This window comes from Nocardia brasiliensis NBRC 14402 (assembly GCF_000308475.2).
Taxonomy (GTDB): Bacteria; Actinomycetota; Actinomycetes; order Mycobacteriales; family Mycobacteriaceae; genus Nocardia; species Nocardia brasiliensis.
Window position 1 is genome coordinate 25810 of the sequence record NZ_BAFT02000071.1, and the last position, 26494, is coordinate 52303.

Here is a 26494-nt window from a genome sequence, read left to right on the forward strand (position 1 = left end):
CCACCATAGAACGTATTAGAACACTAGCTTTGATTATGTGTTGCTGTCGGACGTACGTATGAGAGCCATTGGTAGTGCTTTCCTCGGCTGGAACGGCGGCAGGCGTTACGGTGCACTGAGACGGGTCCGCTTCGAGGTGGAGCGAGAGGGTCGAGAGACCGAACTGCTCCTCTCCGCGTGGCATCACGTGCGCGCCCAGGCCGCCGAACGGTTCCGGCAGTCCGGCGTCGCCGACCTCGCCCCCGCGGATCAGTTGCTCGGCCTCACCGAACTGCTACTCAGCCCCACCCCTGACGACCGCCTGACCCGGGTGTGGCTGGCGCTCGTCGCCCGCGCCGCCGAATCCCCCGCCGCCGCAGCCGAACTCCTCGCCCTACTCGACGGCCTGGCCATCGCCACCATCACCGAACCCACCCGCATCTCCCCGGAACGAGCCCGCCGCATAGCCCGCACCTGGACCCACACCTGGACCGCAGCATCGGCCTGAACCGCCAGCCGCAGTTCTCTTCTTCGTATCGACCGCCTGAAATTCGGTGGCGTGGGGTTGTCGTCAGGGGGAGGGTGGGGGTGGGAGGTTCGGATGTTGGACGGTGGGCAGGTCGAGTCGTTTGTGGCTGAGGGGTTCGTGAAGGTGGCGGGGGCGTTTTCGGGGGAGGTGGCTGCGGCGGGGCGGGAGATCCTGTGGGGGTTGAGTGGGTGTGATCCGGAGGATCGGAGTTCGTGGACGCAGCCGGTGGTGCGGGTGGGGGATCGTGGTGATGCGCCTTTTGCGGCGGCGGTGCATTCGCCCGCGCTGACGGCGGCGTTCGACCAGTTGGTGGGGGTCGGCCGGTGGCTGCCGCGAAACAGTATCGGCACGTTCCCGATTCGGTTTCCGGTCGGCGGGGCGCCGGGTGACGACGGTTGGCATATCGATGTCAGTTTTCCCGGCGACGACCCTGCCGACTACCTGACCTGGCGGGTGAATCTGTGGTCGCGGGGCCGGGCGCTGCTGATGCTGTTCCTGTTCTCGGATGTGGGGGAGCAGGACGCACCGACCCGCATCCGGGTCGGTTCACATCTGCGTATACCACCACTGCTGGCGCCGTTCGGGGCGCCCGGCGCGGATCTCGCCCGATTCGACTACGTACGGGCCACGGCCGACCTGCCGGTCACCACCGCCACCGGCCGAGCAGGCGACGTCTACCTCTGCCATCCGTTCCTGGTGCATGCCGCACAACGACATCGGGGTCACACGCCGCGTTTTCTCGCACAGCCGCCGCTGCTTTCGCGCGGTCCGTGCGTGCTGGATCGGCCGGACGGCGACTACTCCCCGGTGGAGCGGGCGATCCGGGCGGGCCTGAATACCTGACGGGCGGCCCTCTTCGGGATCTTGAAACTCAGCGCGATTCTAAAGCGTGACAACGGTTCTGCCGTGCCGGATTCTTGAGCCAGGTCAAGAGTGCCAGCGTCAAGTCCCCGGCTAGCTGGCCGGCAACCCTCCATCCGCGGCGGGGTGCCCCGGGTCAAGACCAGGCCGAGCCGCTCACCGCGGCCCGGGCAAGCGCGGGCTCCGTCGAGAACTGGGGCCCTCTCGAGAGAATTGGGGGTCGAACCATGTCTACTGGCCGAACTCTCCTCTCCTGCCTGGGCCTGTGCCCGGTCCACCGAGCGACAACCAGAGGGGAACGACATGACTACGGCCACGCCATCTCTCGGAGAACGCGTGTTGGACACCACCAGGCAGGGATTCGACCGTGCGTCCCTGACCGCACTGTTGAACGGAGACGTGCACGCCGTGCGGCTGTCGGGGTTCGTCCGGCCGGACGCGCGCGCACATCTGCGAAAGGCGTTCGTGGGCAGGCAGGACCACGGCCCGCTGGCCACCGACCCGCAGTTCCGCCGGATTGGTCACGCCTTCTCTGAGACGAGCACCGACAGCGGCCGGGCGCAGTATTTCGAGCACGCGCGGGACAATATCGAGCGCCTGCGGGAGATCGCCGCGCCGTATTCGTATCCCGCGGACGATCTTCGGCTGCTGCTCGACGAGATCTGGCCGACCGGTGCGAGTCTGCTGCGCCAGGACGGGCAAGCCTTCTTCGCCGGTGTCGCGCGCTATCAACTCGAGGGGGTCGATCTCGAGCCGCATACCGACAACGTGAGCCGAAACCTGCCGGCGGACTTCGCGGTTCGGATCACGCGTCAGTTGTCGGTGAACGTCTACCTGGACGTGCCTGAGCAGGGCGGGGAACTGGAGATCTGGGACGACTACCCGGACGAGCACGAGTATCGGGATCGTTCCGGCGATCGGGTGTACGGCATCGATCGGGCGCAGGTCGGTGCGCCCGCGCTGGTCATCGCCCCGCGGGTCGGCGACGCGATCTTCATCGATCCGCGCCGCGTGCACGCGGTCGCACCGTCGCAGGATCGCCCGCGCATCACCATCGGTCTGTTCATCGGGGTGAGCGATCCGGCTGCCGCGCTGAAGGTTTGGAGCTGACGATGACCACCACCACGCTGCTCTCCGCGTCGCACAAGGCCGCTTACGATCTGCGGTCCGACGGCATCACCACCGACGGCCGCTCCACCGTGCTGCTGGTCAGCGTCGGCGCCGACTATCACGAGGGCGAAAAGCTTGCGGCCACCATCGATCTGATCAACAGGTCGAATTTCGGCCGGGTCTCGATCGCGGTCGCGGACACGCTGCAACGGCACAATCTCAGCGGCGGCACCGATATCGACCGGCATGCCCGGGCCCGCATCGCCGGTGACGAATGGATCGCCCGCAACAGCACCCTGCTGGACCAGATCGACTGCCCCACCAACGTGCTGCGCTGGGACTTCGCGCTGTCGCATCCACGCTACGGTGACCTGTACGACGCCGTCGAGCACGCCTACGAGACCGACGAACCATACCGGCACGCGGTCGACAGCACCATCGACCGCTTTATCGAGCGCAGGCTCAGCCGGGAACCCGACGTCGATCAGGAGTCGGTCCGGAAAGCCTGCCGCGCTTACCTTTTGGAGGAATGCCCGATCATCATGCCGCTGTGGGCGCACGAGGGCTTCGATTTCGTGATCTACCCGCAACGCATCTCGGCGGCGATGGGGCGTACCCGCGAACTGTTCGTCGTGCCGGAGCATCCGGACCGGGTCGCTTGGCTCCCTTTGCGTTTCAAGAAGCGGAAGTCGGCGTTGCACGGCGCGGCAGGGGAGCAGTGACGACCGCCGAGATTCCCGCGCGGCGCCGGGTCGTGGGGTTCGGCGGACTCGCGGTGGCGTCGTTCCTCGGCTGCATCGACCTGACGATCGTCACCACCGCGTTGCCCGCCATCGGTGACGATCTGCACGCGGGTCCGTCGAATACCGAACTGACGCTGGGCGTTTTCCTGATGGCGCTGTCGATGTTCATGGTGACGGCGGGCCGTATCGCCGACCGGTTCGGGCGGCGGCGGGTGCTGCTGTTCGGGCTCGCGCTGTTCGTGGTCGCGTCGGTGGGCGCGGCCGCGGCGTGGTCGATCGGTGCCCTGATCGTCGCGCGCTTCGTCCAGGGCGCGGCCTGCGCGGTGCTGTACACGAGCACCTCGACGCTGGTGGAATCGCTTTTCCCGCAAGGGGATCGGGGTAAGGCGATCGGCTGGCTGTACTCGGTGAACGGGCTCGGCCTGGCCATCGGGCCGGTGCTCGGCGGACTGCTGGTGCCGAGCCTGGGCTGGCAATCGATCTTCTGGATCAACTTGCCGCTGGGCCTGGCCGCACTCGCCGCCATCGCCTTCGCGGTGCCGCCGAGCGTGCCGGACAAGACCGGCGGCACCGACTGGCCGGGTCAGGTGGCGGTCGCCTTCGCCGTCGTCTCTGCGGTCGGCATCTTCGTGCTCGGCGACCTGCGCGGGTTCTCGTCGCCGTGGGTGATCGCCGCGGCCGTCGTGCTCGTCGTCGCGATCGCCGGCGGGATCCTCGTGGCACGCCGCGCGGCGAATCCGCTGATCGACCCCGCCTTGTTCGGCAAGCGCCGATTCGTCGCCGCGATCGTCTCGGATTTCGCGCTGGGTCTGTTCTACGCGTCCGCGCTGCTGGTGATCCCGACCTATCTCACCCAGGGCCGGGATTTCGATGTGCGGCAGGCGGGCTTCCTGCTGCTGCTGGTCAGTGGGACGCTGGCGCTCTCGTCCCCGGTCGCGGGCCGGTTCGTCGATCGCTTCGGCCCACCTGCGTTGCTGCCGTGGGGTTTCGGGCTGCTGGCCCTGGCGGGGCTCGGTATCGCCGTGGCGGCGTTCGGCGATGGGTTGGCACTGCTCTTGGTCGCGCTGGTGTTGTTCGGCGCGGGCTGGGCGCTGGTGCTCGGTCCGGCGACCGTGCTCGCGATCTCGTCGGTCGAACCGACCCGCACCGGGTTCGCGGTCGGCGCCTCGTGGACGTTCCACAACCTGGGCGGCGCGATCGGCGCGGCAGTGGCCACCGTGGCCTTCGGCAGCGTCGACCTGGACCTGTCGGGTGCGGTCGGCGACGCGACCGGGCGGGTGGCCGCGTTGATCGCGACCACCAGCGTGGTCGCGGCGATCGTGGTGTTGATCCTGGCCCGTGGGCGCACCGAGACACCGGCGCAGCCGGAACCTGCCGCGTCGTCGGAGCCCGTTCCGGTCGAGGCGAGCACTGTGTAAGGCGGATTCGGGTGCCGCAGGCGAGCACTGCCGTACCCGAACCGGCCGCGCAATCACGTAACTCGCTGCACGGAATTCGTCCGCTGTGTAGAAACAGGGGTGGGTGTACCGGATAGCGAGGGTGATATGTGGAAGATCTGTCAGACCTGCGCGGTGGAGCACGACGCCGCGGCGCAGCTCTGCCGCATCTGTGCCGACGAGCGGCAGTGGATGCCCGCCGACGGCCAGCGGTGGATCACCTTGGCGGAACTGGCCGCGGCTGGGCACAGGGTGGCGATGCGTGAACTCGAACCGGACCTCTTCGGTTTGACGGCCGAGCCCCAGGTCGGCATCGGCCAGGAAGCGCACCTGGTGCGCACGCCCGCGGGCAACCTGCTGTGGGACGTGACCGGTTACGTCGACGAGGATGCGGTGCGCCGGGTCCGGGAACTCGGCGAAGTCGTCGCCATTGTGCCGTCGCACCCGCACCATTACGGCGTGCAGGTGGAATGGAGCCGGGCACTCGGCGGGGTGCCGGTGTTCGTCGCGGAGGCCGATCTGGAATGGATCGCGCGCCCGGACCCGGTGATCCGTCCCTGGTCCGGGCGGCTGGAAGTGCTGCCCGGCCTCACCCTGCGCCAGCTCGGCGGCCATTTCCCGGGCAGCGCGGTCGCGCACTGGGCGGCCGGCGCGGGCGGGCAAGGCGTGCTGTTCAGCGCCGACACCATCCAGGCCAACCCGGACCGCAAGTCGGTCGCGTTCATGCGCAGCTATCCGAACCGGATTCCTTTGTCGCCCAACGTGGTAGAGCGCGTCACCAAGGTCGTCGAGGAGTTCGAGTTCACCCGTCTCTACGACAACTTCGGCAAAACGCTCGACACCGACGCCCGCGCCACCATCCGCACCTCCGCCGCACGCTACGTGTCCTGGGTCCGCGGCGACCACGACCACCTGACCTGATCCCGAACACCTACCACCGCCCGCCGCCCCTCGCACTCGAGAAGGGCGGCGGGCTTGTTTCTGCCCGGAGCCGAAGGGCGCTGCTGGTCCGCAACCGCGTGCCTGAACCGCACCCTGGGTGGGGGTCTGCGCCACCTTGGGGAACGGACCCCAGTACTCGGGGTGCTGCTGCGCGGGGCGGGCGCGGCGGAGAGTAGGACGTGTCACCACCTACTCGAATCGGAGGGACCGATGCGCACCTCGAGCACCTTCGCCGTCCCGGCCGCGCGGCGTGCCACGGTGCTGGCCGAAGACGGTGTGGCCCTTGCGGTGCACGAGTACGGGCCGCGGCAGGCGGACCTCACCGTGGTGCTGGTGCACGGGCATTGCCTGCGCTCGGAGTCGTGGACCGATGTGCGCGACGCGCTGCTGCGCCGGTACGCCGGCGTCCGGGTGGTCTGCTACGACCATCGTGGCCACGGCGACTCCGCGGTCGCGCCCCGGCAGACCTACCGGCTCGAGCAGCTCGCCCATGATCTGAGCCGGGTGCTCGACGTGGTGGCGCCGTACGGCCCGGTCGTCCTGGTCGGTCACTCGATGGGCGGCATGACCGTCCTGACCTACCTCAGCCGGCGTCCGCACGTGCTCGGCACCCGCGTCGCGGGGGTCGCGCTCGTCGCGACCGCGGCCAGCGGGCTCGCCGACGCGGGTTTCGGCCGCCTGCTGCGCAATCCGGTGATCTCGGTCTTCCAGGCCGCGGTGCGACGGGCGCCCCGGCTGATGCAGCGCGCGAAGTTGGTGGCCTGCAAGGTGTTCGCGCCGGTGATCCGGGCCGCCGAGTTCGGCGATCGCCAGGTGAGCCCGCGGGTGCTCGCGCTGGCGAACGCGATGCACAACCAGACGCCGATCGTGACGATGGCGAGTTTCCTGAGCGCCTTCATGGTCTACGACCAGACCGACGCGCTCGCCCTGCTCTCGAAGATCCCCACCCTGGTGCTGTGCGGCACCGCCGATTTGATGACCCCGCCCGCGCATTCCGTGGCGATGGCCGCGGCCGTCGAGTATGCGGATCTGGTGCTGGTCGAGGGTGCCGGGCACTCGGTGATTCTCGAGCAGCCGAATCAGGTCGCCGAGGCGCTCGAACGCCTGCTGACCCGGGCGGGCGGGACCGGCCGGATCCGGGGCGCGCACCTCACCCTCGCCGCGTAGCGGAGCGACCGCGTTGCGAAGGTCTCATTCGGACAATTTCCATTCGGGGAGGTAGGTAAGGCTAAGCTGCATTGATTGCCGCCCGACCGCACTGGAGATAGAACCCGATGGACCTGCCGAGCAACCAGCCCCTGCGCTGGTCAGGGTGGTTGTTGGCGGCGGCGGTGCTGGCTGCCGCGTGCCTGCTGAGCCTGATCGTGGGCACGAAAGCGATTCCGCTGGGGGAGGTCTGGGCCGCGCTCTGGGGCGGTGACGGCTCGCCCGATCACCTGATCGTCACCGAATATCGCCTGCCGCGCACCCTGCTCGGCTTGCTCGCCGGGCTCGCGCTGGGCGTCGCGGGCTGCCTGATGCAGGGACTCACCCGCAACCCCCTGGCCGATCCCGGCCTGCTCGGCATCAACGCGGGCGCGGCGTTCGCGATCACGCTCGCGGTCGCGTTCCTGGGCGTCACCCAGATCACGGCGTACGTGTGGTTCGGCTTCGCCGGGGCCGCCCTGGTGTCGCTGGTGGTGTACCGGCTGGGCACCGCGGGCAGGCAGGGCTCGGATCCGATCCGGCTCACCCTGGCCGGCGTCGCGGTGACCGCGGTGCTCTCCGGCCTGACCAAGGGCCTGATCCTGTTGAACCCCAAGGCTTTCGAGGAGTGGCGGCAGTGGGATTCGGGTTCGCTGACCGGACGCGGCTACGACGTGATCGCGGGCGCGGCGCCGTTCATCGTCGTCGGCCTGCTCGCCGCGGTGGTCGCGGCCCGCTCGCTCAACGCCCTCGCGCTCGGCGACGACCTCGCCCGTTCGCTCGGCGTGCACGTCGGGCGTTCCCGGCTGCTCACCGCGGTGGCGCTGACGCTGCTGTGCGGCACGGCGACCGCGGCGGTGGGGCCGATCACCTTCGTCGGGCTGGCGGTGCCGCACGTGGCGCGCTGGATCGTCGGCCCCGACCAGCGCTGGATCATCGCCTATTCGCTGCTGCTCGCACCGATCCTGGTGCTCGGTTCGGATGTGGTCGGCCGCATCATCATTCGGCCCGACGAGGTGCCCGCCGGTCTGGTGACCGCGTTCCTCGGTGCGCCGGTGCTGATCTGGCTGGCCCGGCGTGACCGGGTGAGTGCCGCGTGAGCGCGCCGATCGATTTCGGCCGCGCGATGGTGGTGCTGCGCGCCCCGCGCGGGTTCGGCGCGCGAATCAGCGTGCGCACCACCGTGGTCTGCGTGGTGCTGGTGCTCGCCGCGTGCGCCGTGGCCGTACTCGCCCTCGGCACCGGCGATTACGTGATCCCGCCGGACCGGGTGCTGCGGGCTTTGCTGGTCGGGGACAACCGATTCGATCGGCTCGTAGTGTGGCAGTGGCGTTTTCCCCGTGTGGTCTTGGCGCTGGCCCTGGGTGCGGCGCTGGGCCTCAGCGGCGCGATCCTGCAGTCGGTGACCCGAAACCCGCTGGGCAGCCCCGATATCGTCGGTTTCAACACCGGCGCCTACACCGGCGCGCTGCTGGTACTGCTCGCCGTCGGCGGTGGGCACTTCCAGACCGCCCTCGGCGCGCTGATCGGTGGTCTGGCGGCGGCCCTGGTCATTCAGCTGCTCGCGTTCCGCAACAACGTCACCGGCTTCCGGTTGATCATCATCGGTATCGGCGTGAGCGCGATGCTGGCCTCGGTGAACACCTGGCTCATCCTGCGCGCCGATCTGAATTCCGCGATGTCGGCCACGGCCTGGGGCGCGGGTTCGCTGAACGGATTGTCCTGGCCGCAAGTGGGTCCGGCGCTCATCCTGCTGGGAGTGCTCGCGCTGCTCGTGATTCCGGCCGCGCCGCGGCTGCACGTGCTGGAACTGGGTGACGATCTGGCGAGTTCGTTCGGCGTCCGGGTCGGGCGGACGCGGCTGCTGCTGATCGTGTTGAGCGTCGCGCTGACCGCGGTCGCCACCGCCGTCGCGGGGCCGATCGCGTTCGTCGCCCTCGCCGCACCGCAATTGGGCCGCCGGTTGGCGCGCAGCCCGTCGACCGCCCTCGCGCCGGCCGCGGCGATGGGCGCGCTGCTGCTGATCGCCGGGGACTGGGTCGCCCAGCGCGCGTTCGCGCCGACGCAGCTGCCCGTCGGCGTGGTCACCGTCTCGATCGGCGGCCTGTATCTGGCGTACCTGCTGGTGACCGAGGCACGGCGGACGTAGTGCCGGGTGCAGGAACTGAGGAAGCGAAGATGAGCGAAAACAACGGCGCCCCGGTCGAATCGGGCGTCGGCGCCGCGAAACAGGCTGCGCTGCGGGCGGATCGGGTACGGCTGGGCTATCGCGGGCGCACGATCAGCGACCAGCTGTCCGTCGACGTGCCCGACGGTGAATTCACCGTCGTGATCGGCCCGAACGCGTGCGGCAAGTCCACGTTGCTGCGTGCCCTGGCCCGCCTGCTCGCCCCGGAATCCGGCGCGGTGCTGCTGGACGGCAAGTCCATCGCCACCTATCCGGCGAAGGAGGTGGCCCGCCGGATCGGCCTGCTGCCACAGACTTCCCTCGCGCCGGACGGCATTCGGGTGGCCGATCTGGTCGCGCGCGGCCGGTACCCGCATCAGTCGCTGCTGCGCCAGTGGTCACAGGCCGACGCGGACGCGGTGGCGGCGGCCATGGCCGCGACGGGCGTCACCGAACTGTCGGCGCGCCCGGTCGACGAGCTGTCCGGCGGGCAGCGCCAGCGCGTGTGGATCGCCATGGTGCTCGCGCAGGACACCCCGGTGATCCTGCTCGACGAACCGACCACCTACCTCGATATCGCGCACCAGATCCACCTGCTCGACCTGTGCCGGGCGCTGCACCGCGACTCCGGCCGCACCGTGGTCGCCGTCCTGCACGACCTGAACCACGCTTTCCGCTACGCGGGCCATCTCATCGCGATGAAGGACGGCCGGGTGGTCGCCGCCGGCCCGCCGAAGCAGATCGTCACCGCCGAATTGGTGCGCGAGGTCTTCGATCTCGGGTGCCGGATCATCGACGACCCGGAAACCGGTGCGCCACTGGTCATTCCGCTGGCGGAGAATGCCGCCCGCGTCGGCTGAGACGCGTATGAGCCTGCCCACCACCGAGAGAAGAAGGAACACCGATTCATGACGCTGTCCCGAATGACGGCCCGCCTGCGCGCCGCCGTCGCCCTACTGATCCTCGCGCTGGTCGCGGTGGCCGGTTGTAGCAGTTCCGGTTCGGACGCCGCGGACAAGTCCGCCACCCGGCAGGTGCAGACCGAGCGCGGCGCGGTGACGGTGCCTGCCGAACCGCAGCGCATCGCGGTCGTCAACGGCGCGCTCGCGGGTTACCTCTTCGACCTCGGCGCCAACGTCAAGGCCGCCGATCCGCGGGTCCTCGGCGTCACGTTGCAGCCGGGCGAGTTCCCGGCCGCCTGGGACGCGGACGCCAAAAAGCAAGGGACCGCGCTGCTTCCGTCGGGCGACGACATCAACCTGGAATTCATCGCGGCCCAGCAGCCGGATCTGATCATCGGCGGCGGCCAGGGATATCCGGGCCAGCAGTCGTTGCAGGCCTACGACCAGCTCTCCGCCATCGCCCCGACCGTGCTGGTGCCGACCACCCTCAACAACTGGCAGGACCAGTTGAAGGTGGTGGCCGAGACCATCGGCCGGGCCGACAAGGTGGACGCGCTGATCACCGCGTACCGGGACCGGGTCGCGAAGGTCAGGTCCGCGATCAAGCCGCCGCAGGGCGCGGTCGCCGTTTTCCAGTCGCGCAAGGATCTGAAGCCGTCGGTGATCGCCCCCGGCACGCCGCTGGCCACGCTGCTCACCGACGTCGGTTTCACCATCGACAACCAGGTGGAAGCCAAGGCGGGCAACCCGACCCGGGCCGCGGCCGCGGACTGGGTCGCGTTCAGCCAGGAACTGCTGACCACGGTGGTCGACGCGCCCGCGGTGATCGTGGTGCAGCTCGACGGCGGTCGCACGGTCGAACAGTTGAAGCAGGATCCGCTGATGGCCAAGCTGCCCGCGTTCCAGTCGGGCCAGGTCTACGAGCTGCCGCCGACCAGCCAGCGCCCGGACTACCGCAACGCCATGAACACTCTCGACTTGCTCGAGGCGCGCTTCAAGTGACCTGCGCGGGACCGTTGTCCGGCAAGGAGGACGACTGATGGATCGGGCCGCATACGCCGAACGCATCGCGGAGGTATCGGCCGGGTTGCACGGCGCGAAGGTGGGCTATCCGATCGGCTTGCGCGAGATCGAGGTATTGCGCTGGGCGCCGGTCGGTTCCGGCCTGGTGCGGATCACCTTCGGCGGCCCGGAACTGGCCGGGTTCCACAGCTATGTGCCGGATGAGCATGTGCGCCTGATCTTTCCGGACGCGGCGGGGGAGTTGCACCTGCCGCGCCGGGACGGGTTGTCCCTGGAGTGGGGCAATCCGCGACCGGTATCGCGGGAGTACACGGTGCGCCGCTACGACGCCGAGAACGGTGAGCTGGACATCGATTTCGCGATCCATCCCGGCGGCCTCGCCTCGGCCTGGGCGGAAACGGTGCGGCCGGGCGCCCGCATCCATCTCGCGGGCCCGCCGGGTGGCGTGGTGGTGCCGGCGAACTACGACCGGTACCTGTTCGCCGGAGACATCACCGCGTTGCCCGCCATCGCTCGCTGGCTCGAATGGCTGCCGGACGACGCGTCCGGTTGGGCGTTCATCGAAGTGGGCGGGGCCGATGCGGAGCTCCCGCTGACGGCCCCGCCCGGGATGCGGGTGCGGTGGGTGCATCGCGGTGCGGCGGCACCCGGGCAGAGCGACGCACTGGAGCGGGCGATCCGCACCGTGGAACCGCCTGCCGGACAACGCATCTACGTGTGGGTGGCGGCGGAGGCGGGCTGTCTGCGCCCGATCCGCCGCTGGGTGCGTACCGAACTCGGCGTCGGCCCGAAAGATTTCCTGATCGCCGGGTACTGGAAGCGCGGTGTCGCGGACTTCGACCGGGAGGAGTGACCGGCCAGGACCGGTCAGCGCGTGCCGCTGATCGGTCCGGCCGGTACGGTGGCCCCCTTCGATCCCGGCCGATGGATCTGCACCGTGACCGGGGCCGAGCCGGTCGCTTCGACGGTGACGACTCGGGCGCCGGCCGCCGAGGTGACTTTCCCGCCGTCGACGCGGACCTCGTAGCCGTTCGGATAGTGCAGATCGGAGACGTAGATCTCGGTGGGCGCGGACAGCGCCTGCGGCGTGTACCGGTAGACGAAATCTCCGGTGGCAGGGTCGAATTGCGGGCGTTCCGGGGTGCCCGCGGTCGCGCGGGGATAGGTGCGCACCAGGTCGCGTCCGATCTCGCCGAGGAACGGGTCGGGTTTCGGACCGCCCTGCCCGAAGCGGGACGCGTAGTGCCAGTAGTGCCAGCCGATGAATCGCTCGTCGGCCCGGGTGAGCGTGTTGCGCAGCACCGTCGCATCCCCGTCGCCGAATTCGGTGACCAGCGTGGGGATTCCGGTGCGCCGGGCGAAGGAGTCGATATTGCCCCAGGTCTTGTCCTGCTGCACCGGGCACACCCCGCGCAATTCCTCGGGTAGCCCGAGATAGATCGCCAGCTGGCTCGGAATGCAGTAATCGTGCGGCGCGAACACGATATCGGGTGACGTGATCGGCGGATTCTTGCCCAGATGCGAGGGCATCGTCTCGTTCCAGGTCACGTTCGGTTCCCAGAAAATAGGCAGGTCGGGATTGCGGGCCCGTACCGCGTCGGTCAGCTTCTGCATTGCCGCTTGGTATTTGGTGTCGAAGCGGGGGCAGCCGTCCGGGAAGCAACTCAGGAAGGCCGAGCCGGGCCACGGTTCGTTCAGCAGTTCGAGGCCGAGCACGCCGGTGCGGCCCTTGACCTTCTCCGCCAACGCGGCGAGCGCCGTGCCGAGCTGGTCCAGCACGCCATTGCTGTTGTCCCACACCTCGTCCCAGCCGCGGTTCATGCTCGGCATCAGGTAGTACAGCGGGAAGCCGGGATTCGGTTCCAGCTTGCCCGGGCGGGCGCGCAGCGACCACTCCGGGAAACCATTGCCGCCCCAGATCTTCGACAGTCCGTCCTGATGGTTGTCGAGCAAGGTGTATATGCCTTGTGCCGCAAGGGTATCGACAACTTTCGCAACACGGTCGAGATAAGCGGTGTCGACCACGCCGCGGGTGGGCATCAGCCCGGCGAAGTTCACGCCGAGCCGCACCGTGTTGAACCCGTGGCGGGCTAGCAGGGCGGCGTCTTCGTCGGTCACGGTGAAACCGTCGCCCGGCTCGACGTACGGCGCGTCCTTGTCGACGTTGTTGACGCCGTGCAGCAGCACTTTTCGGCCCTGCGCGTCGACGAGGTAGGCGCCTTGGGCTTGAATCCGGCTGAGCGCCGGTGCATCCGGGGTCGGCGCGGCTTGCGCGGGCAAGCCGACCAACGTCGAACATCCGATCATCGCGACGGCGGCACCGGCCACCCATCGTCGGCCGTGCGTTCGTGCCGTGGCCAGTGTCCGTGTCATCGCTGTGCGCATGCTTGATGGTCACATGTCCAGTTCGACTGGTCCTAGTGGCGATTTCCCCAGTTGCGCGCTGGGGAACGGGCCGCTCAGGTCCTCGATCCAGGTAAGGCTTGCCTAACCGATATGTTCTAATGGCCGTCATGGACACAATCCAGCTATCTCGCCGCCGTCTGCTCGCCACCGCTTGCGCAGCCGGACTCGGTGCCGTCGTCACCGCGTGCACCGGCCGGTCGCCCGCGGACGATCCGTCCGCGGCAGGCGGCAGCTGGAGCTTCACCGACGATCGCGGCAGTACGGTCCGCACCGACGGAATCCCGAGCCGGATCGTCGCCTTCGGCGGTTCCGCCGGACTGCTCGCCGATTACGGCCTGCAGGATCGGGTCGTCGGCGTGTTCGGTGAAGCGGTGACCCCCACCGGACAGGCCTCCGCGCTGGCCGGCGACTTGGATGTACAGAAGGTGACCGTCCTCGGCAACAACTGGGGCGATTTCAATCTGGAGAAATACGCGAGCCTCGAACCCGACCTGCTGATCACCGACGAATACGTGCCGGATCGGCTGTGGTACGTCCCGGATTCGAGCAAGGACAAGATCCTGGCGATCAATCCGAACGTCGTCGCGGTGCGGATCGCCCGGAAGACGTTGCCGCAGCTCATCACCCGCTACGGCGAGCTGGCCACGGCGCTGGGCGCGGATCTGAACGCACCCCGGTCGGCGCAGGCCAAGGCTCGTTTCGACGCCGCCGTACAGGCGGTCCGCGACGCGCTGGCCGAGCGCCCGGGTTTGCGTGTGATGGCTGCCTCGGCCGCGCCCGGCATCTTCTACGTGTCCGACCCGAGGGTGTCGGCCGACCTGAGCTATTTCGCGGAACTCGGCGTGCACATGGTGGTGCCCGACAACGTCGCGGGTGACGGCTTCTTCGAGGAGTTGAGCTGGGAACGCACCGACAAATACCCCGCCGACCTGATCCTGCTCGATCACCGCGCGGCCGCGCTGTCACTGGACGCGCTCAACGCGAATCCGGTGTGGCGCAGCCTGCCCGCGGTGCGCGCGGGTCAGGTCGCCGACTGGCAGCCGGTGTTCCGGTTCTCGCACGCGGGCGCCGCACCGCTGCTGGAGGATCTGGCCGCGGCCATCCGGCGCTCCGCGAAGGTCACCTGAGGCTCGGCGCTCAGCGCTGCTCTGGCACCGTCGCCTGCGCCTCGGCGGTGACCGGGCATTCGACCTCCGGCTCGGCGCGCGGCTCCCGGCCCCGCAGCAGCCGCAGGACCAGCGGCAGCGCCAGCACCATCGCGAACAGGCGCAGGCTTTGCGCGCCGGCGATGAGCGTGAGGTCGCTGTTCAGTGACTCCGCGATGCCGAGCACGGCATTGATGCCGCCCGGTGTGGTGGCCAGGTAGACGTCGGAATACTCCAGACCGGCCAGGACCGAGACCACCGCGGCGACCCCGCCGACGGTCGCGCACAACGCGACGATGGCCGCCACCATCGCCGGGATCATCCGGAACATCTGCCGCACCACCGGTTTGGTGAAGCGCGCGCCGACCTCGAAACCGATGAGCACGAACAGCACATCCCGGAACAGGTTGGCCGGCGCGAAACCGTGCGTCACGCCCGTGGTGGTGAGCACCGCCGTGATCAGCATCGGGCCGATCAGCGGGGCGTTGGGCAGGCGCAATCGGCGACCGAGCCAGATACCGGCGATGGCCAGCACGATCGCGATCGATAGTCCGGCCACCTGATCGCCGCGCCCGACCATCACCCAGCCCGGCAGGGCCGCGTCGACCGCCGCGTGCCCGTCGACGTGCGGGCCGTCGGCGGAGAGATCGCCGTCCCGGATCACGGTGGCGACCAGCGGCGCGGTCAGCACGACGATCCCGACTCGCAGGTACTGCATGAACGCGACGATCCGGGAATCCGCGCCCGCTTCGTCGGCCGCGGCCACCACGGCCGCGGAACCGCCGGCGATCATGCCCAGCGTCGAGGTGGCGAGGTCGACCTTGGTCACCCGGGCGAACACATACGCCGCCGCGCAGCTGGCGACCAGACTCCCCGCGGCGACCGCGGTGACCGGCACGATCGCCCAGCCGATCCGGGCGAGCAGCTTCACCTGCAGATAGCTGCCCATCAACACGCCGAGCATCGCCTGCGTGCCGAGCGACACATTCGCGGGCAGTGGCGCGGGCAGTCTGGCTGCCAGCGCCAGCACCGCGCCGACCAGCAACGCGAGGATCATCTGCGGCGCGGGAAAGCCGACCTTGCCCAAAAGCCAAGCGGCGCCGACGGTTACCGCGGTGAGAAACAGCCACGTGCACGCCTGTCGACGACTCATATGTGCGGACGATACCGACGTAGAGTTAACAACTCGCAAATCAATGGTTCCGGCAGGCTACGTTTGGCACCGCGCGAATGAGACGATGGGCACACTCGTCGCTATCGCGGATATGACCGGAGTCCGACCGACGTGATAGGAGAATAGGGTGCGTCGCAAACCTGATTCGCCCGGACCGGCAGCGCCGGCCTCGCAGCGGTACGTGCGGCGCCGATGACGGAATCCGAAGCGGCGCCTACGGTCACCGGTGCGCCGCGGAGCGAGCCGGCCCATCCCGCACCTGCCCGCGCCGACGACCCGCGTTACCGCCGTGACCTCGACGGATTGCGCGGTGTCGCGATCGCCCTGGTCGTGGTGTTCCACGTGTGGTTCGGGAAGGTGTCGGGCGGAGTCGACGTATTCCTGGTGCTGTCGGGATTCTTCTTCACCGGAATGGTGTTGCGCCGCGCGGAGTCCGGCGCGCTCGGCGTGGTGTGGACGGTGCGCCGGACCGCACGGCGGTTGTATCCCGCGCTGCTGGTGGTGCTGGCGGCGGTCCTGGTGGCCACCGTCGTGCTGCGGCCCTACACCCAGTGGTCCGATATCGCCGACCAGACGCTGGCCTCGGTGCTGTACTACCAGAATTGGGATCTGGCGCTCTCGTGGGCGGATTACCTCGCCGCGGATCCGTCGGTGAGTCCGCTGCAGCATCTGTGGTCGATGTCGGTGCAGAGCCAGTTCTATCTGGCGATTCTGCTGGTGATCGCGCTGGTCGCGGCGGCGTGCCGAACCTTCGGGCACGCCGCGCACCTACGCGTCGTGCTCGCCTCGGTGCTGGGCGGGCTCGCGGCGATGTCGCTGGTCTACGCCACCCTGGGCGTCGCGCACCGGCAGGGCTGGAACTACTACGACAGCGGCGCGCGGGCGTGGGAACTGCTGGCCGGCGGTCTGCTCGCGATCGCTGTGCCGTGGTTGCGTGCGCGTCGGTGGGTGCGGCTGCTGCTCGCCGCGTTCGGGACCGCTGCGGTATTGCTGTGCGGGCTGCTCTTCGACGGCGCGAATTCTTTCCCCGGTCCGGCCGCCCTGTTCCCGGTGGCCGCCGCCGCGGCTCTGATCATGGCGGGCAACGGAGTTCCGCCCGCGGCGCGTCCGCTGCCGAGCAGGTTGCTCGCCACCCGTCCCATGGTCGCGCTGGGGGAACTCGCCTACCCGCTGTATCTGTGGCATTGGCCGATCCTGATCTTCGTGCTCACCGAGCGCGGGACCAGCGCGATCGGCCTCACCGACGGCGCGCTGGTCATCGTGGTGTCACTGGTCCTCGCCTACCTCACGCACCACTTGATCGAAGAGCCGTTGCGCACGCGGTCCGGGCGCGCGCCGGCACTGCGTGCCGCGCTGGTCTATCGCCGGACCGCGGGCGTCGCCGTTGGGCTGGTGGGCTTCTGCGTGGTCGGTGTCGGATTCGGCTGGCACATCGTGGTCCGGGCGAATCCGCCGAAACCCGCCGCGCTGCTCGACCCCCTGCACTATCCGGGGGCCGAAGCGCTGGTCTCGGGCGCCGAGGTGCCCGCCGCGCGGATGCGGCCGACGGTGTTCGAGGCGCCCGCCGAAGCCGCCTACCCGAGCGTCGACGGGTGCATCGCGGACTGGCTGACTCGGGACGTGATCACCTGTAGCTACGGCGATGTCGCCGCGTCCCGGACCATCGCGGTGACCGGCAGTTCGCACGCCGAACACTGGGTGCCCGCGCTCGACCTGCTCGGGAAGGAACACCAGTTCCGCGTCGAGGTGTATCTGAAGATGGGGTGCCCGCTGACGATCGCCGAAGAGGTGAGCTACAAAGGGGAACCGAACCCGGACTGCCGCGACTGGTCCCGGGACGTGCTCGACCGGCTGGGGGCGGACCGCCCCGACTGGGTCTTCACCACCAGCACCCGCCCGCGCGACGATATCGGCGACGAGACGCCGCCCGAGTATCTCGACGTGTGGTCGGCGCTGTCCGAGCGCAACCTGAACCTGCTCGCCATGCGGGACACCCCGTGGTTGCGGCGCAACGGGATTCGCTACCGCGGCATCGATTGCCTCGCGCACGGTGGCGACCGGGTCAGCTGCGGCATGAAGCGGGCGGACGCGCTGGACGCCGTCGATCCGGCCGCCGCGCCCGCCGCCTCGTATCCGAATGTGTTCCCGCTCGACCTCACCGACGCGGTGTGCGAGCCGGAGGTCTGCCCGATCGCGGAGGGCAACATCCTGATCTATCACGACGAGCATCACCTGACCGCCAGCTATTCCCGTTCGCTCGCACCGGAACTCGGCCGCCGGCTGCAACCGATCCTCGGCTGGTGGTGATCGGTCCGTAGCTCACACGAGGTGGGCGCCGATCAGCGGGACCGCCTCGAGCGGGTGGGTGGCGGTGATCGGACGGGCGATGCGACGCAGCTTCCAGCCGTGACCGGTGCGGTGCACGGCGGCGACCACCATGCCGGTGTGTGCAGTGCGGGTCAGGTCGAGGTAGGCGAGCTCGGTCCGGCTGACGCCGTCCACGACCCGGCAGTAGGCGTCGGGAACGCGGTCGAAGGTGTGGCGCAGGTACGAGGTGACGACGAACAGGACCGTGCTGACGCGCGGGTGGGCGCGCGACAGATCGGCGGTGATGATCTCGCTGTCGCCGGGACCGCTGCCGAGGTGGCCGGTGCCGTGGTGGCGGACCGCGTTGTCACCGGAGGTGAGCTGGGCGAAATAGACGGCGTCGAGCAGGCGGCGGCCGTCGAAGAGCAGGGCGGTGGCGTCGAGGTCGGCGGCGAGGTGCGTGCCGTCGAACGTTGCCCAGCCGAGCCCCAAGCGAACGTAACGCAGGGTCGCACTGCGGCCGGCGGGTGGTTCGATGTGGCGGACCGGCGCGGATCCGGACGCGTACGCGCCGGTGTGCGCTATCCGCGAAATCCTTTGCTGCCGTTGATGGGAACGTCCGATCCGGACGCCGTGGTCACTCATCAGCCGGGTGGTCGCATCGTTGCTCGTTCGCTGCATGGGCAACTCCTTTTCTCCGCGTGCCGACTCGGACCCCGATGCAGTGGGCAGTTCCCCCGAACAGCCAGTGTGGCGATCTATCAGCAGAATTCGACCCGAGGCCGAACATGTTCTCCGCGAAGGGATTCGATCTCGATACCACCCGTGACGCACCGTGCTTGCGCCGCAATGGGTTTCGTCTCGCACAATCATCCGCGTACCCGCAGTATACCTCGAGCAACCAACGGGCGCGGCGGTATTCGTCCGACCGATGGTAGGCTGGGCTGGTCTTCTCACCGGAGGGTCCTGTGGACGCTCGCGGGCTTCGGCCTCACTGCACGGTTTCTCGATGTCCGACGGCATCGGGGAGGTGGGAGTCGTAATCGACTTCGGTGAGGTGTGTTGTGCGCAAGCTCGATTCGGTGTGTCCGGATGTCATCGTGATCGGCGCGGGGCTGGGTGGGCTCTGTCTGGCCCAAGGATTGCGGCGGGCCGGGATCGGTGTCGCCGTGTACGAACGGGATGCTGCGGTAGCTGTCAGGGCGCAGGGGCATCGGCTGCACCTCGACTGGCGCGGGCGGCGGGCACTGGCGGAAAGCCTTCCGCCGCAGCTGTTCTCGCTCATCGGTGCGATTGCCGGACGCCCTGCGCCCCTGGTGCACGGCTTCGATGCGCAGCTGAGTCCGACGGGGGTGTTCGCTCTGGACGAACCGGCACCTGAGCAGAGCGCCGGGGCCGAGGTCATGCCCGCGCACACGGTGATCGACCGGCGGATATTACGGAGCATCCTCCTGTCCGGTCTCGGCGACGTCGTGCATTTCGGGCGACGTTGCGTGGGATACGTCAGTGAAAAAGGCGGTGTGACAGCGCGATTCGCGGACGGTGGACAGGCGCGCGGCACGGTGCTGGTCGCCGCGGACGGTGTCGGGTCGGCGATTCGAGGGGTGCGGCTGCCACAGGCCCGCGTGGTCGATACACGAACGCGGCTGATCTACGGCCGGGTGCCGCTCACGCCCGAACTACGACGTGCCCTCCCGCCGACGATGTTCAGCGTGTTCAATTCCGTGGTGGATCCGGACCGGCGCTTCGTCGGTATCGCGCCCGTGCAATACCGCGAACCTCCGGCGACGGCCGCCGCGCGGCTGGCCCCCGGACTCCGGCTGGGAGCGGTGACGGACACTCTCGCCGTGCTGTTCGGTTACCACGCCGACCGACTCCCCCTGGGCGACAACGACCTTCACTCGGCGGATGGCGCACAGCTGCGAAACCTGGTGCTCGGCCAGCTGTCCGGCTGGCATCCGCTGGTCACCTGCATCGTCGGGAGCTGGATCCCGTCGAGCGTTCGCCCGATCGTCGTGCGCAGCAGCGTGCCCGTCGCACCTTGGCCGAGTTCGACCGTGACGTTGCTCGGTGACGCGATCCACGCCATGAGCCCCGCGGCCGGTGCGGGCGCGAACATGGCGCTGCGGGACGCCGCGGCCCTCGCCACGGCGCTGGCCGCCGCGACAGATCAGGACTCACTACTCGACGCGATCCGCGACTACGAGCGGGACATGCTCGACGAGGGGTTCGCGATGGTGCGGCTTTCCGCGGCGAACGGGACGAAAACCCTCGGTGCGGATCCACTGCCGAGTTGAACAGACTGGCGGGGGATACTCGCTGCTGTGCGCGTAGAGATCTGTGTGGAGTCGGTCAACGGGGTGCGAATCGCCGAACAGGTGGGTGCGGATCGGATCGAGTTGTGCGGCGGGTTGTCCGACGGCGGGCTCACGCCCAGCCTCGGCCTGCTCGAGCACGCGATCGCCGCCACCGCGAAAACCCAAGTGCACGTGCTGATCCGGCCCAGGCCGGGTGACTTCGTGTACACGCGCGACGAGATCGAGCTGATGGTCCGCGATATCGCCGCGGCGCGGGTGGCCGGCGCCGACGGAGTCGTCGTCGGGGCGCTCGACGGGTCGGGCGCGGTCGATCCGGTTTGCGAGGCGTTCGTCGCGGCGGCCGAACACCTGGACATCACCTTTCACCGGGCGATCGACGTCAGTGCGTCTTCGCAGCGGACTCTGGATCAGGTGATCGAACTCGGTTTCACCAGGGTGCTCACCGCAGGCAGGCAGCGGGCGGTTCTCGAAGGGGCGGCGGTGATCAGGGATCTGGTGGGGCGGGCCGCGGGTGCGCTCGACGTGATGGCGTGCGGCGGTGTCCGCCCGTCGAATGCCGTCGCGGCGCTGGACGCCACCGGTGTCGCCGATCTGCACGCGGCGATGCGCACCCCGGTGCCGGGAGCCGAGGGCAGCGCGGTGTTGTTCGCGGGAGCCGGTGTGCCGCAAGGCTTCGACCGCTTCGACACCGACCCCGCAGAGGCCGCCGAACTCTGCCGCCTCGTGCACGGTCGGCGGCAAGCCGAATAGTGTTGCGGCGGTCCGGCGTTCAGCGCCGGACCGCCGCGCCGGGCTCAGCCCCTGGACACCTCGATCAACCGCTCACGCAGCCAGGTCAGCGGGGTGTCCCCGCCGCCGACCGCGTAGTGCGGGTAGCTCTGGTGGATGCCGGACTTCAGGAAGTCGTCGATCTGCTGCTTGCGCTCTTCGTAGGCCGAGTTGTTCAGCTGGTCGGACAGCAGCCCGAGACCACCGGCGGCGAGCGCGTCGGCGATGAGCGCGTTGGCCTGCTGCTGGTAGACGTCGAGCAGCGCGGGGTTGGGGTTCGAGACCTGGGCGAAGAAGCCGGCGATGCGGGCCGCGAAATCACCGTCGGGGATCGCGCAGTACAGATCGCCCGCGGCGCAGAAGGTGTAGGTCTGCGGGGTGAGCCAGCCGAAGCCACCCAGGCGCGGACCGCCCGCGCCCGCACCGAGGACCGGCGGGCCGATCAGCGTGTCGGTGGGCGAGCGGCGCGGATCGGAGATGAGCCCGACCAGGGCGACGCGCTCGGGGCGCACGACGCCGAGCCCGGTGCCGATCTCGGCGGCCACGTCACCGGCCGCGTCCGCGCCCTGGCTGTAGCCGAGCAGCGCGAACCGGGTCGAGTCGCAGCGCTGGGCCATGCCGGTGAGCAGTGCGCGGGTGCCGTTGATGGCTTCCTGCTTGGAACGTCCGTAGACGTCGCCTTCCCACGGGAACGCGGTCGCCGGGTAGGCGACGTAGTCGGTCGCGACATCGCCGGGCAAGTTGTCGGCGACGGCGGCGAGCATCCCCTTGCCCGGCTCGGCGTTCGAGGTCTCCCAGGTGCCGGGCACCGCGACCACGTACATTTCGGGGCAGTGTTGCGGGGCGGCTTGTGCGGTCGTCGCCGCGCCGACCGGCAGGACTGCGGTGACCATGGCGGCCGCGCAGGCGGCGGTGTTCTTCCATCGCGAAAACATCGTGTACTCCGTGTGCACTGCCGGGGCGCGGCCCGGTCGGCGAAGGCGCCCGGTGTCCGTTTCGAGCGCCGTTGACTGTCTCTCTTCAGGTGTTCCCCCACCTCCAGAATTTTCCGGAGGTCCGAACAGTGTCTCCAGAATGTTCGCCCGACGCCAGCGGGTTCGGCCACTTCCTTCGGAAATTCGGCCGATCATCGGCTCGGATCCTGTGCACGGCGACCGCATTTCGGCCATATGCACGGCTCCTGCCTGCGGTTATGCGGCGTACGCACAAGCAGGGGTCCGGTCCTACGCGCGGTCGGGGATCACGGCGGTGACCTCGATTTCCACCATCGCTTCCTTTTCGATGAGCCGGCTGACCTCGATGGCGGTCATCGCGGCGTCGAAGGTGCCGATGATCTCCCGGAAGGCGGTGCCGATATCGCGCTGGGCCGCGATGTAGGCGTCGGCGTCGGTGACGTACCACGTCATCCGGACGATATGCGCGGGCTCGGCGCCCGCCTCGGCCAGCACCGCGACGACATTGCGCAGCGCTTGCCGGACCTGGCCGGCGAGGTCGTGGGCGCGGAACACGCCGTCGCTGTCCCAGCCGACCATGCCCGCCACGAACACCAGCTCGCCGCGCGCGACGACGCCGTTCGCGTAACCGCGCGGCCGCGGCCACCCCGGCGGTTGCAGCACCCTCATGCCGTCGCCGCCGAATCACCGTGCATCGCACCGGTTTCGCGTAAGCGGAAGCGCTGCAGCTTGCCGGTCGGGGTGCGCGGCAGATCCGCGACGAAGGCGATGGCCCGCGGGTACTTGTACGGGGCCACAGTACGTTTCACGAAGTCCTGCAATTCCTCGACCATCCCGTCGGTGGCGTCGATCTCCGGACGAAGCACCACATAGGCTTTGACGATCTGACCACGATCCTCGTCGGGCACGCCGACCACCGCGCAGTCGGCCACGGCGGCATGTCCCGCCAGGGCATCTTCCACCTCGGGCGCGGCGATGTTGTAACCGGACGACACGATCATGTCGTCGGAGCGGGCCTGATAGTGGAAATAGCCGTCGGCGTCGACCCAGTACGCGTCGCCGGTGTAGTTCCAGCCGTCGCGCACATAGGACGTCTGCCGCTCGTCGGCGAGATAGCGGCAACCCGTCGGCCCGCGCACCGCGAGCAGCCCGACTTCCCCGGGCCCCACCGTGTTTCCGTCCGCGTCCACCACCCGGGCCTGATATCCCGGCACCGGCAACCCGGTCGCGCCCGGTCGCGCGTGCGCCTCGTCGGCCGAGATGAAGATGTGCAGCAGTTCGGTGGCGCCGATACCGTCGATCAGCTCGATCCCCGTGGCCTCGCGCCAGCGGGTGCGGGTCGACGGCGGCAACGGTTCACCCGCGGAAACGCATTTGCGCAGTGTGGTGCCGCGCAGTCCGACCCCGTGCCGGGCGAGAATCCGATAGGAGGTGGGCGCGGTGAACAGCACCGTCGCCCCGAATTCGGTGATGGCCTCCAGCAATCGGGCCGGACTCGCCTGCTCGACCAGCACTGTCGACGCCCCGACCGTCATGGGGAACAACAGCAGTCCGCCGAGCCCGAACGTGAAAGCCAGTGGCGGGCTGCCGATGAACACGTCGTCGGGTTCGGGCCGCAGGATGTGCCGCGGGAAGGTGTGGCAGATCGCCAGCACGTCGCGGTGAAAGTGCGCGGTGGCCTTCGGAACTCCGGTGGTGCCGGAGGTGAAGGCGATGAGGCAGACGTCGTCGGCCGCGGTCGCCACGGTGTCGAACCAGCCGTCGTGGCGGGCCATCAGCGCTTCCAGTCCGTCGCCGGAACTGCTGTGGAAGTAGCGGATCCGGTCGAGGGTGGGGCAGGCGGCCGCGACCGCCGCGAGCTGACCGGCCAGTGCCACATCGCACAGCGCGTGGGTGATCTGCGCCTTGTCGACGATCTGGGTGAGTTCTTTGACGCGCAGCAGCGGCATGGCCGTCACGGCGATGCCGCCGGCCTTCATCACCGCGAACCAGCAGGCCGCGAGCATCGGATTGTTGGGGGCGTCCAGGAGTACCCGGTTGCCCGGCACCAGACCCATGTCGTGCACCAGCACCGCCGCGATTCGGTTGGCCTGGTCGTGTAGTTCGGCATAGGTCCAGCGAGGTCCACCGGGGGCCTGGATGCAGAGCCGGTCGCCGTTGCCGTCGAGCACATGCCGGTCGAGTAGTTCGGTGGCGCAATTGAGTCGGCTGGGGAAGCGGAGTTCCGGCCGATCGAACACGAGGTCGGGCCACTGGTCCAGCGGCGGCAGGTGGTCGCGGGCGAAGGTGTCGATGTGGGCGCTTGTCATGGTCGAACCTTGTGGGGGAGAGGGTGATCGGAGATCAGGACGGATCGGGTGGGATGCCGCGCAGCAGTTCGCGGGCGATGATCAACTGCTGCACCTCGGTGGCGCCCTCGTAGATGCGCAGGGCGCGGATATCGCGGTAGAGCCGCTCGACCGGTTGGTCGCGGACCACCCCGAGCGCACCCCACATCTGTACGGCGGCGTCGATGACCTGCTGGGCGCCTTCGGTCGCGGCCATCTTGGCCATGGCGGCCTCCCTGGTGACCGGACGGCTCTGATCGCGTTGCCACGCGGCCCGATAGGTGAGCAGCGCGGTCGAGTCGATCGTGGTCGCCATGCGCGCGAGTTCGGCTCGGGTGAGCTGGAAGTCGGCCAGCACGCCGCCGAACATCCGTCGCGAGGTGGTGCGTTCCAGCGCTGCGGCCAGTGCGCGCCTGGCGAAGCCGAGCGCGGCGGCCGCCACCGAGGTCCGGAAGACGTCGAGGGTGCGCATCGCGACACCGAAACCACCGCCCGCGGCGCCGATCCGCTGTGTCGCCGGTATCCGGCACCCGTCGAAGCGCAGACGGGCGAGCGGGTGCGGGGAGATCACGTCCAGGCGTTCGGCGATGTGCAGGCCCGGATTGTCGGCGTCGACCAGGAAAGCCGAAATGCCTTTCGCGCCAGGGGCTTCGCCGGTGCGGGCGAACACGACGTAGAAGTCCGCGATACCGCCGTTGGAGATCCAGGTCTTCTCGCCGTCGAGCACGATATCGCCGCCGTCGGCACGCGCGGCGCAGGACAATGCGGCGGCATCGGAGCCCGCGGCGGTTTCCGACAGGGCGAAGGCCGCGATCGCCGTGCCGGTCGCTACCCGCGGCAGGTAGCGCCGCTTCTGTTCGTCGGTGCCCGCCAGGCTGATCGCCCCGGAACCGAGTCCCTGCATCGCGAAAGCGAAGTCGGCCAATGCGTCGCGCTCGGCCAGGATCTCGCGGGTGAGACACAGGGCGCGCGTGTCGATCCGGTCGTGACTGCCGCCGAAGTCGGTGCCCGCGACGGCCTGCCGCAACCAGCCCGCGTCCCCGAGTTCCCGGACCAGTCGGCGGCACCGGTCGTCGAGGTCGGTTTCGGTGTCCCCGCCCAGCCGTTCCGCTGCCCAATCACTCAGGGCGGCACCGTGTTTGCGGTGCTCGTCCGCGAAGAACGGCCAGTCCCAATGGTCGGCGTGCATCGGACTAGTTCCCTTCGAACTTCGGCCGCGCTTTGTCCCGGAACGCGTGGTACGCGCGGGCGAAATCCTGGGTGAGCATGCAGAGGGCTTGGGCCTGCGCTTCGGCCTCGATGGCCTGGTCCACCGTCATCGACCACTCCTGGTGCAGCATGGTTTTCGTGATGCCCTGGGCGAAGGTCGGCCCCTCGGCCAGGCGGCGCGCCAGCTCGCCGGCCGCGCCGAGTACCTGTTCCGGCTCGGTCAGCTGGTTGAAGAAGCCCCACGCGTACGCTTCGGCCCCGGTCATCGTCCGACCGGTGTACAGCAGTTCGGACGCGCGGCCCTGCCCGATGATCCGCGGCAGGATCGCGCAGGCGCCCATATCGCACCCGGCGAGGCCCACCCGGGTGAACAGGAACGCGGTCTTGCTGCGCGCGGTGCCGACGCGCAGATCCGCGGCCATGGCCAGGATCGCGCCGGCGCCCGCGCACACCCCGTCGATCGCCGCGACGATCGGTTGCGGGCACGCGCGCATCGCCTTGACCAGATCGCCGGTCATCCGGGTGAACATCAGCAGCTCGGGTGCGGGCAGCGCGATCAACGGGCCGATGATGTCGTGCACGTCGCCGCCGGAGCAGAAGTTCTCCCCGGCGCCGGACAGCACGATCACGCTGACGTCCTCGGCATAGGCCAAGCAGCGGAACAGATCTCGCAGCTCGGCGTAGGAGTCGAAGGTCAACGGGTTCTTCCGTGCGGGGCGGTCGAGCACGATCGTGCCGACACCGGCTTCGACCTGCCAGCGGAAGTGTTCGCCGGTGTAGTCGGCGAGCGTGCTGCGGTTCGCCGCGCGCAGGGCGGGATCGAGGTGCTGGGTCATGCGAGGTCCCGTGGGGTCGATGGATCGGTGTCGAGCTCGGCCGTGGTGGCGAGGTGGATGCGGAGCTTGCCGAGCAGGTCGAACAACGCTTGCTCGTTGGCGCGGCCGAAACCGGCGAACATCTCGGTGAGCCAGCCTTCGTGTTCGGCGGCCATCTCCTCGAAGCGCGTGCGG

The 26494-nt window shown here is 69.2% G+C and carries 24 protein-coding genes and 1 riboswitch; of the genes, 16 read left to right on the forward strand and 8 right to left on the reverse strand.

All coding sequences use genetic code 11. The features are described 5' to 3' along the window. The first annotated feature begins 58 nt into the window (after window positions 1-58). The 12 genes from TY25_RS26320 (at window position 59) to TY25_RS26375 (ending at window position 11730) form a co-directional block, all read left to right on the forward strand. Window positions 59-487, forward strand: coding sequence for a TetR family transcriptional regulator C-terminal domain-containing protein (locus TY25_RS26320; protein ID WP_146153943.1), 429 nt, complete (start codon window positions 59-61; stop codon window positions 485-487). A 93-nt stretch (window positions 488-580) separates the two neighbouring features. Continuing rightward, window positions 581-1351: a phytanoyl-CoA dioxygenase family protein gene (locus tag TY25_RS26325; protein ID WP_042260313.1), complete on the forward strand. Its 771-nt coding sequence runs from the start codon at window positions 581-583 to the stop codon at window positions 1349-1351. An 82-nt stretch (window positions 1352-1433) separates the two neighbouring features. Then, window positions 1434-1552, forward strand: a riboswitch (SAM riboswitch). A gap of 153 nt (window positions 1553-1705) precedes the next feature. Further along, window positions 1706-2479 carry a 2OG-Fe(II) oxygenase gene (locus TY25_RS26330; protein ID WP_042260314.1) on the forward strand — a complete coding sequence of 258 codons (774 nt, stop codon included), beginning with the start codon at window positions 1706-1708 and terminating at the stop codon, window positions 2477-2479. Between the two features lie 2 nt (window positions 2480-2481). Continuing rightward, entirely contained in the window at window positions 2482-3201 is a 720-nt protein-coding gene (locus TY25_RS26335; protein ID WP_042260316.1) for a tRNA-dependent cyclodipeptide synthase, read from the forward strand. Next, the gene (locus tag TY25_RS26340; RefSeq protein WP_042260318.1) at window positions 3198-4640 is read left to right on the forward strand and encodes an MFS transporter; all 1443 of its coding nucleotides are present in this window, start codon (window positions 3198-3200) and stop codon (window positions 4638-4640) included. The genes TY25_RS26335 and TY25_RS26340 overlap by 4 nt, the downstream gene beginning before the upstream one ends. A gap of 126 nt (window positions 4641-4766) precedes the next feature. After that, window positions 4767-5579 (forward strand): MBL fold metallo-hydrolase, encoded by an 813-nt coding sequence (locus tag TY25_RS26345; protein WP_042260320.1) that lies wholly within the window; start codon window positions 4767-4769, stop codon window positions 5577-5579. A gap of 231 nt (window positions 5580-5810) precedes the next feature. After that, window positions 5811-6767, forward strand: coding sequence for an alpha/beta fold hydrolase (locus TY25_RS26350; protein ID WP_042260322.1), 957 nt, complete (start codon window positions 5811-5813; stop codon window positions 6765-6767). A gap of 107 nt (window positions 6768-6874) precedes the next feature. After that, window positions 6875-7885: a FecCD family ABC transporter permease gene (locus tag TY25_RS26355; protein WP_042260324.1), complete on the forward strand. Its 1011-nt coding sequence runs from the start codon at window positions 6875-6877 to the stop codon at window positions 7883-7885. A 26-nt stretch (window positions 7886-7911) separates the two neighbouring features. Continuing rightward, window positions 7912-8934, forward strand: coding sequence for a FecCD family ABC transporter permease (locus tag TY25_RS26360; RefSeq protein WP_042260358.1), 1023 nt, complete (start codon window positions 7912-7914; stop codon window positions 8932-8934). Window positions 8935-8963: 29 nt separating this feature from the next. Then, entirely contained in the window at window positions 8964-9812 is an 849-nt protein-coding gene (locus TY25_RS26365; RefSeq protein WP_014985890.1) for an ABC transporter ATP-binding protein, read from the forward strand. Window positions 9813-9860: 48 nt separating this feature from the next. Next, the gene (locus TY25_RS26370; protein ID WP_042260326.1) at window positions 9861-10856 is read left to right on the forward strand and encodes a Fe2+-enterobactin ABC transporter substrate-binding protein; all 996 of its coding nucleotides are present in this window, start codon (window positions 9861-9863) and stop codon (window positions 10854-10856) included. A 37-nt stretch (window positions 10857-10893) separates the two neighbouring features. Continuing rightward, window positions 10894-11730: a siderophore-interacting protein gene (locus tag TY25_RS26375; protein ID WP_042260328.1), complete on the forward strand. Its 837-nt coding sequence runs from the start codon at window positions 10894-10896 to the stop codon at window positions 11728-11730. 14 nt (window positions 11731-11744) lie between these two features. Here TY25_RS26375 and TY25_RS26380 read toward each other — a convergent pair whose 3' ends face one another. Then, complete coding sequence (locus TY25_RS26380) at window positions 11745-13250, reverse strand: endoglycoceramidase I (protein WP_042260331.1); 1506 nt, start codon at window positions 13248-13250, stop codon at window positions 11745-11747. Between the two features lie 140 nt (window positions 13251-13390). Here TY25_RS26380 and TY25_RS26385 point away from each other — a divergent pair, with 140 nt between their 5' ends. Next, window positions 13391-14410 carry an ABC transporter substrate-binding protein gene (locus TY25_RS26385; protein WP_226887303.1) on the forward strand — a complete coding sequence of 340 codons (1020 nt, stop codon included), beginning with the start codon at window positions 13391-13393 and terminating at the stop codon, window positions 14408-14410. 10 nt (window positions 14411-14420) lie between these two features. Here TY25_RS26385 and TY25_RS26390 read toward each other — a convergent pair whose 3' ends face one another. Beyond that, complete coding sequence (locus TY25_RS26390) at window positions 14421-15581, reverse strand: AbrB family transcriptional regulator (protein WP_052383200.1); 1161 nt, start codon at window positions 15579-15581, stop codon at window positions 14421-14423. Window positions 15582-15794: 213 nt separating this feature from the next. Between TY25_RS26390 and TY25_RS26395 the strand changes: the two genes are divergently transcribed. Beyond that, entirely contained in the window at window positions 15795-17909 is a 2115-nt protein-coding gene (locus TY25_RS26395; protein ID WP_042260334.1) for an acyltransferase family protein, read from the forward strand. Between the two features lie 12 nt (window positions 17910-17921). Here TY25_RS26395 and TY25_RS41910 read toward each other — a convergent pair whose 3' ends face one another. After that, window positions 17922-18590, reverse strand: a complete 669-nt coding sequence (locus TY25_RS41910) for a TerD family protein (RefSeq protein WP_052383201.1) — start codon at window positions 18588-18590, stop codon at window positions 17922-17924. Window positions 18591-18973: 383 nt separating this feature from the next. On the opposite strand from TY25_RS41910, the gene TY25_RS26405 reads away from it, so the two are divergent. Together TY25_RS26405 and TY25_RS26410 are read left to right on the forward strand one after the other, a co-directional pair. After that, on the forward strand, window positions 18974-20206 hold the full coding sequence (locus tag TY25_RS26405) for an FAD-dependent oxidoreductase (RefSeq protein WP_201773707.1): 1233 nt from the start codon (window positions 18974-18976) through the stop codon (window positions 20204-20206). A gap of 27 nt (window positions 20207-20233) precedes the next feature. Continuing rightward, window positions 20234-20977, forward strand: coding sequence for a copper homeostasis protein CutC (locus tag TY25_RS26410; RefSeq protein ID WP_052383202.1), 744 nt, complete (start codon window positions 20234-20236; stop codon window positions 20975-20977). A gap of 44 nt (window positions 20978-21021) precedes the next feature. Here TY25_RS26410 and TY25_RS26415 read toward each other — a convergent pair whose 3' ends face one another. The 5 genes from TY25_RS26415 to TY25_RS26435 form a co-directional block, all read right to left on the reverse strand. After that, the gene (locus TY25_RS26415) at window positions 21022-21930 is read right to left on the reverse strand and encodes a cutinase family protein (protein WP_081869118.1); all 909 of its coding nucleotides are present in this window, start codon (window positions 21928-21930) and stop codon (window positions 21022-21024) included. Window positions 21931-22218: 288 nt separating this feature from the next. Then, on the reverse strand, window positions 22219-22617 hold the full coding sequence (locus tag TY25_RS26420; RefSeq protein ID WP_042260336.1) for a RidA family protein: 399 nt from the start codon (window positions 22615-22617) through the stop codon (window positions 22219-22221). Then, window positions 22614-24257, reverse strand: a complete 1644-nt coding sequence (locus tag TY25_RS26425; RefSeq protein WP_042260338.1) for an AMP-binding protein — start codon at window positions 24255-24257, stop codon at window positions 22614-22616. The genes TY25_RS26420 and TY25_RS26425 overlap by 4 nt, the downstream gene beginning before the upstream one ends. Before the next feature lie 34 nt (window positions 24258-24291). Beyond that, window positions 24292-25464, reverse strand: coding sequence for an acyl-CoA dehydrogenase family protein (locus TY25_RS26430; RefSeq protein ID WP_042260340.1), 1173 nt, complete (start codon window positions 25462-25464; stop codon window positions 24292-24294). Between the two features lie 4 nt (window positions 25465-25468). After that, window positions 25469-26320 carry an enoyl-CoA hydratase family protein gene (locus tag TY25_RS26435; RefSeq protein ID WP_042260343.1) on the reverse strand — a complete coding sequence of 284 codons (852 nt, stop codon included), beginning with the start codon at window positions 26318-26320 and terminating at the stop codon, window positions 25469-25471. Window positions 26321-26494 lie beyond the last annotated feature (174 nt).

Coding starts and splice junctions, on each gene's coding strand:
- TY25_RS26320 (WP_146153943.1), top strand. CDS start 59: ATGAGAGCCATTGGTAGTGCTTTCCTCGGCTGGAACGGCGGCAGGCGT.
- TY25_RS26325 (WP_042260313.1), top strand. CDS start 581: ATGTTGGACGGTGGGCAGGTCGAGTCGTTTGTGGCTGAGGGGTTCGTG.
- TY25_RS26335 (WP_042260316.1), top strand. CDS start 2,482: ATGACCACCACCACGCTGCTCTCCGCGTCGCACAAGGCCGCTTACGAT.
- TY25_RS26345 (WP_042260320.1), top strand. CDS start 4,767: ATGTGGAAGATCTGTCAGACCTGCGCGGTGGAGCACGACGCCGCGGCG.
- TY25_RS26350 (WP_042260322.1), top strand. CDS start 5,811: ATGCGCACCTCGAGCACCTTCGCCGTCCCGGCCGCGCGGCGTGCCACG.
- TY25_RS26355 (WP_042260324.1), top strand. CDS start 6,875: ATGGACCTGCCGAGCAACCAGCCCCTGCGCTGGTCAGGGTGGTTGTTG.
- TY25_RS26360 (WP_042260358.1), top strand. CDS start 7,912: ATGGTGGTGCTGCGCGCCCCGCGCGGGTTCGGCGCGCGAATCAGCGTG.
- TY25_RS26365 (WP_014985890.1), top strand. CDS start 8,964: ATGAGCGAAAACAACGGCGCCCCGGTCGAATCGGGCGTCGGCGCCGCG.
- TY25_RS26370 (WP_042260326.1), top strand. CDS start 9,861: ATGACGCTGTCCCGAATGACGGCCCGCCTGCGCGCCGCCGTCGCCCTA.
- TY25_RS26375 (WP_042260328.1), top strand. CDS start 10,894: ATGGATCGGGCCGCATACGCCGAACGCATCGCGGAGGTATCGGCCGGG.
- TY25_RS26380 (WP_042260331.1), bottom strand. CDS start 13,250: ATGACACGGACACTGGCCACGGCACGAACGCACGGCCGACGATGGGTG.
- TY25_RS26385 (WP_226887303.1), top strand. CDS start 13,391: ATGGACACAATCCAGCTATCTCGCCGCCGTCTGCTCGCCACCGCTTGC.
- TY25_RS26390 (WP_052383200.1), bottom strand. CDS start 15,581: ATGAGTCGTCGACAGGCGTGCACGTGGCTGTTTCTCACCGCGGTAACC.
- TY25_RS26395 (WP_042260334.1), top strand. CDS start 15,795: ATGACGGAATCCGAAGCGGCGCCTACGGTCACCGGTGCGCCGCGGAGC.
- TY25_RS41910 (WP_052383201.1), bottom strand. CDS start 18,590: ATGCAGCGAACGAGCAACGATGCGACCACCCGGCTGATGAGTGACCAC.
- TY25_RS26415 (WP_081869118.1), bottom strand. CDS start 21,930: ATGTTTTCGCGATGGAAGAACACCGCCGCCTGCGCGGCCGCCATGGTC.
- TY25_RS26420 (WP_042260336.1), bottom strand. CDS start 22,617: ATGAGGGTGCTGCAACCGCCGGGGTGGCCGCGGCCGCGCGGTTACGCG.
- TY25_RS26425 (WP_042260338.1), bottom strand. CDS start 24,257: ATGACAAGCGCCCACATCGACACCTTCGCCCGCGACCACCTGCCGCCG.
- TY25_RS26430 (WP_042260340.1), bottom strand. CDS start 25,464: ATGCACGCCGACCATTGGGACTGGCCGTTCTTCGCGGACGAGCACCGC.
- TY25_RS26435 (WP_042260343.1), bottom strand. CDS start 26,320: ATGACCCAGCACCTCGATCCCGCCCTGCGCGCGGCGAACCGCAGCACG.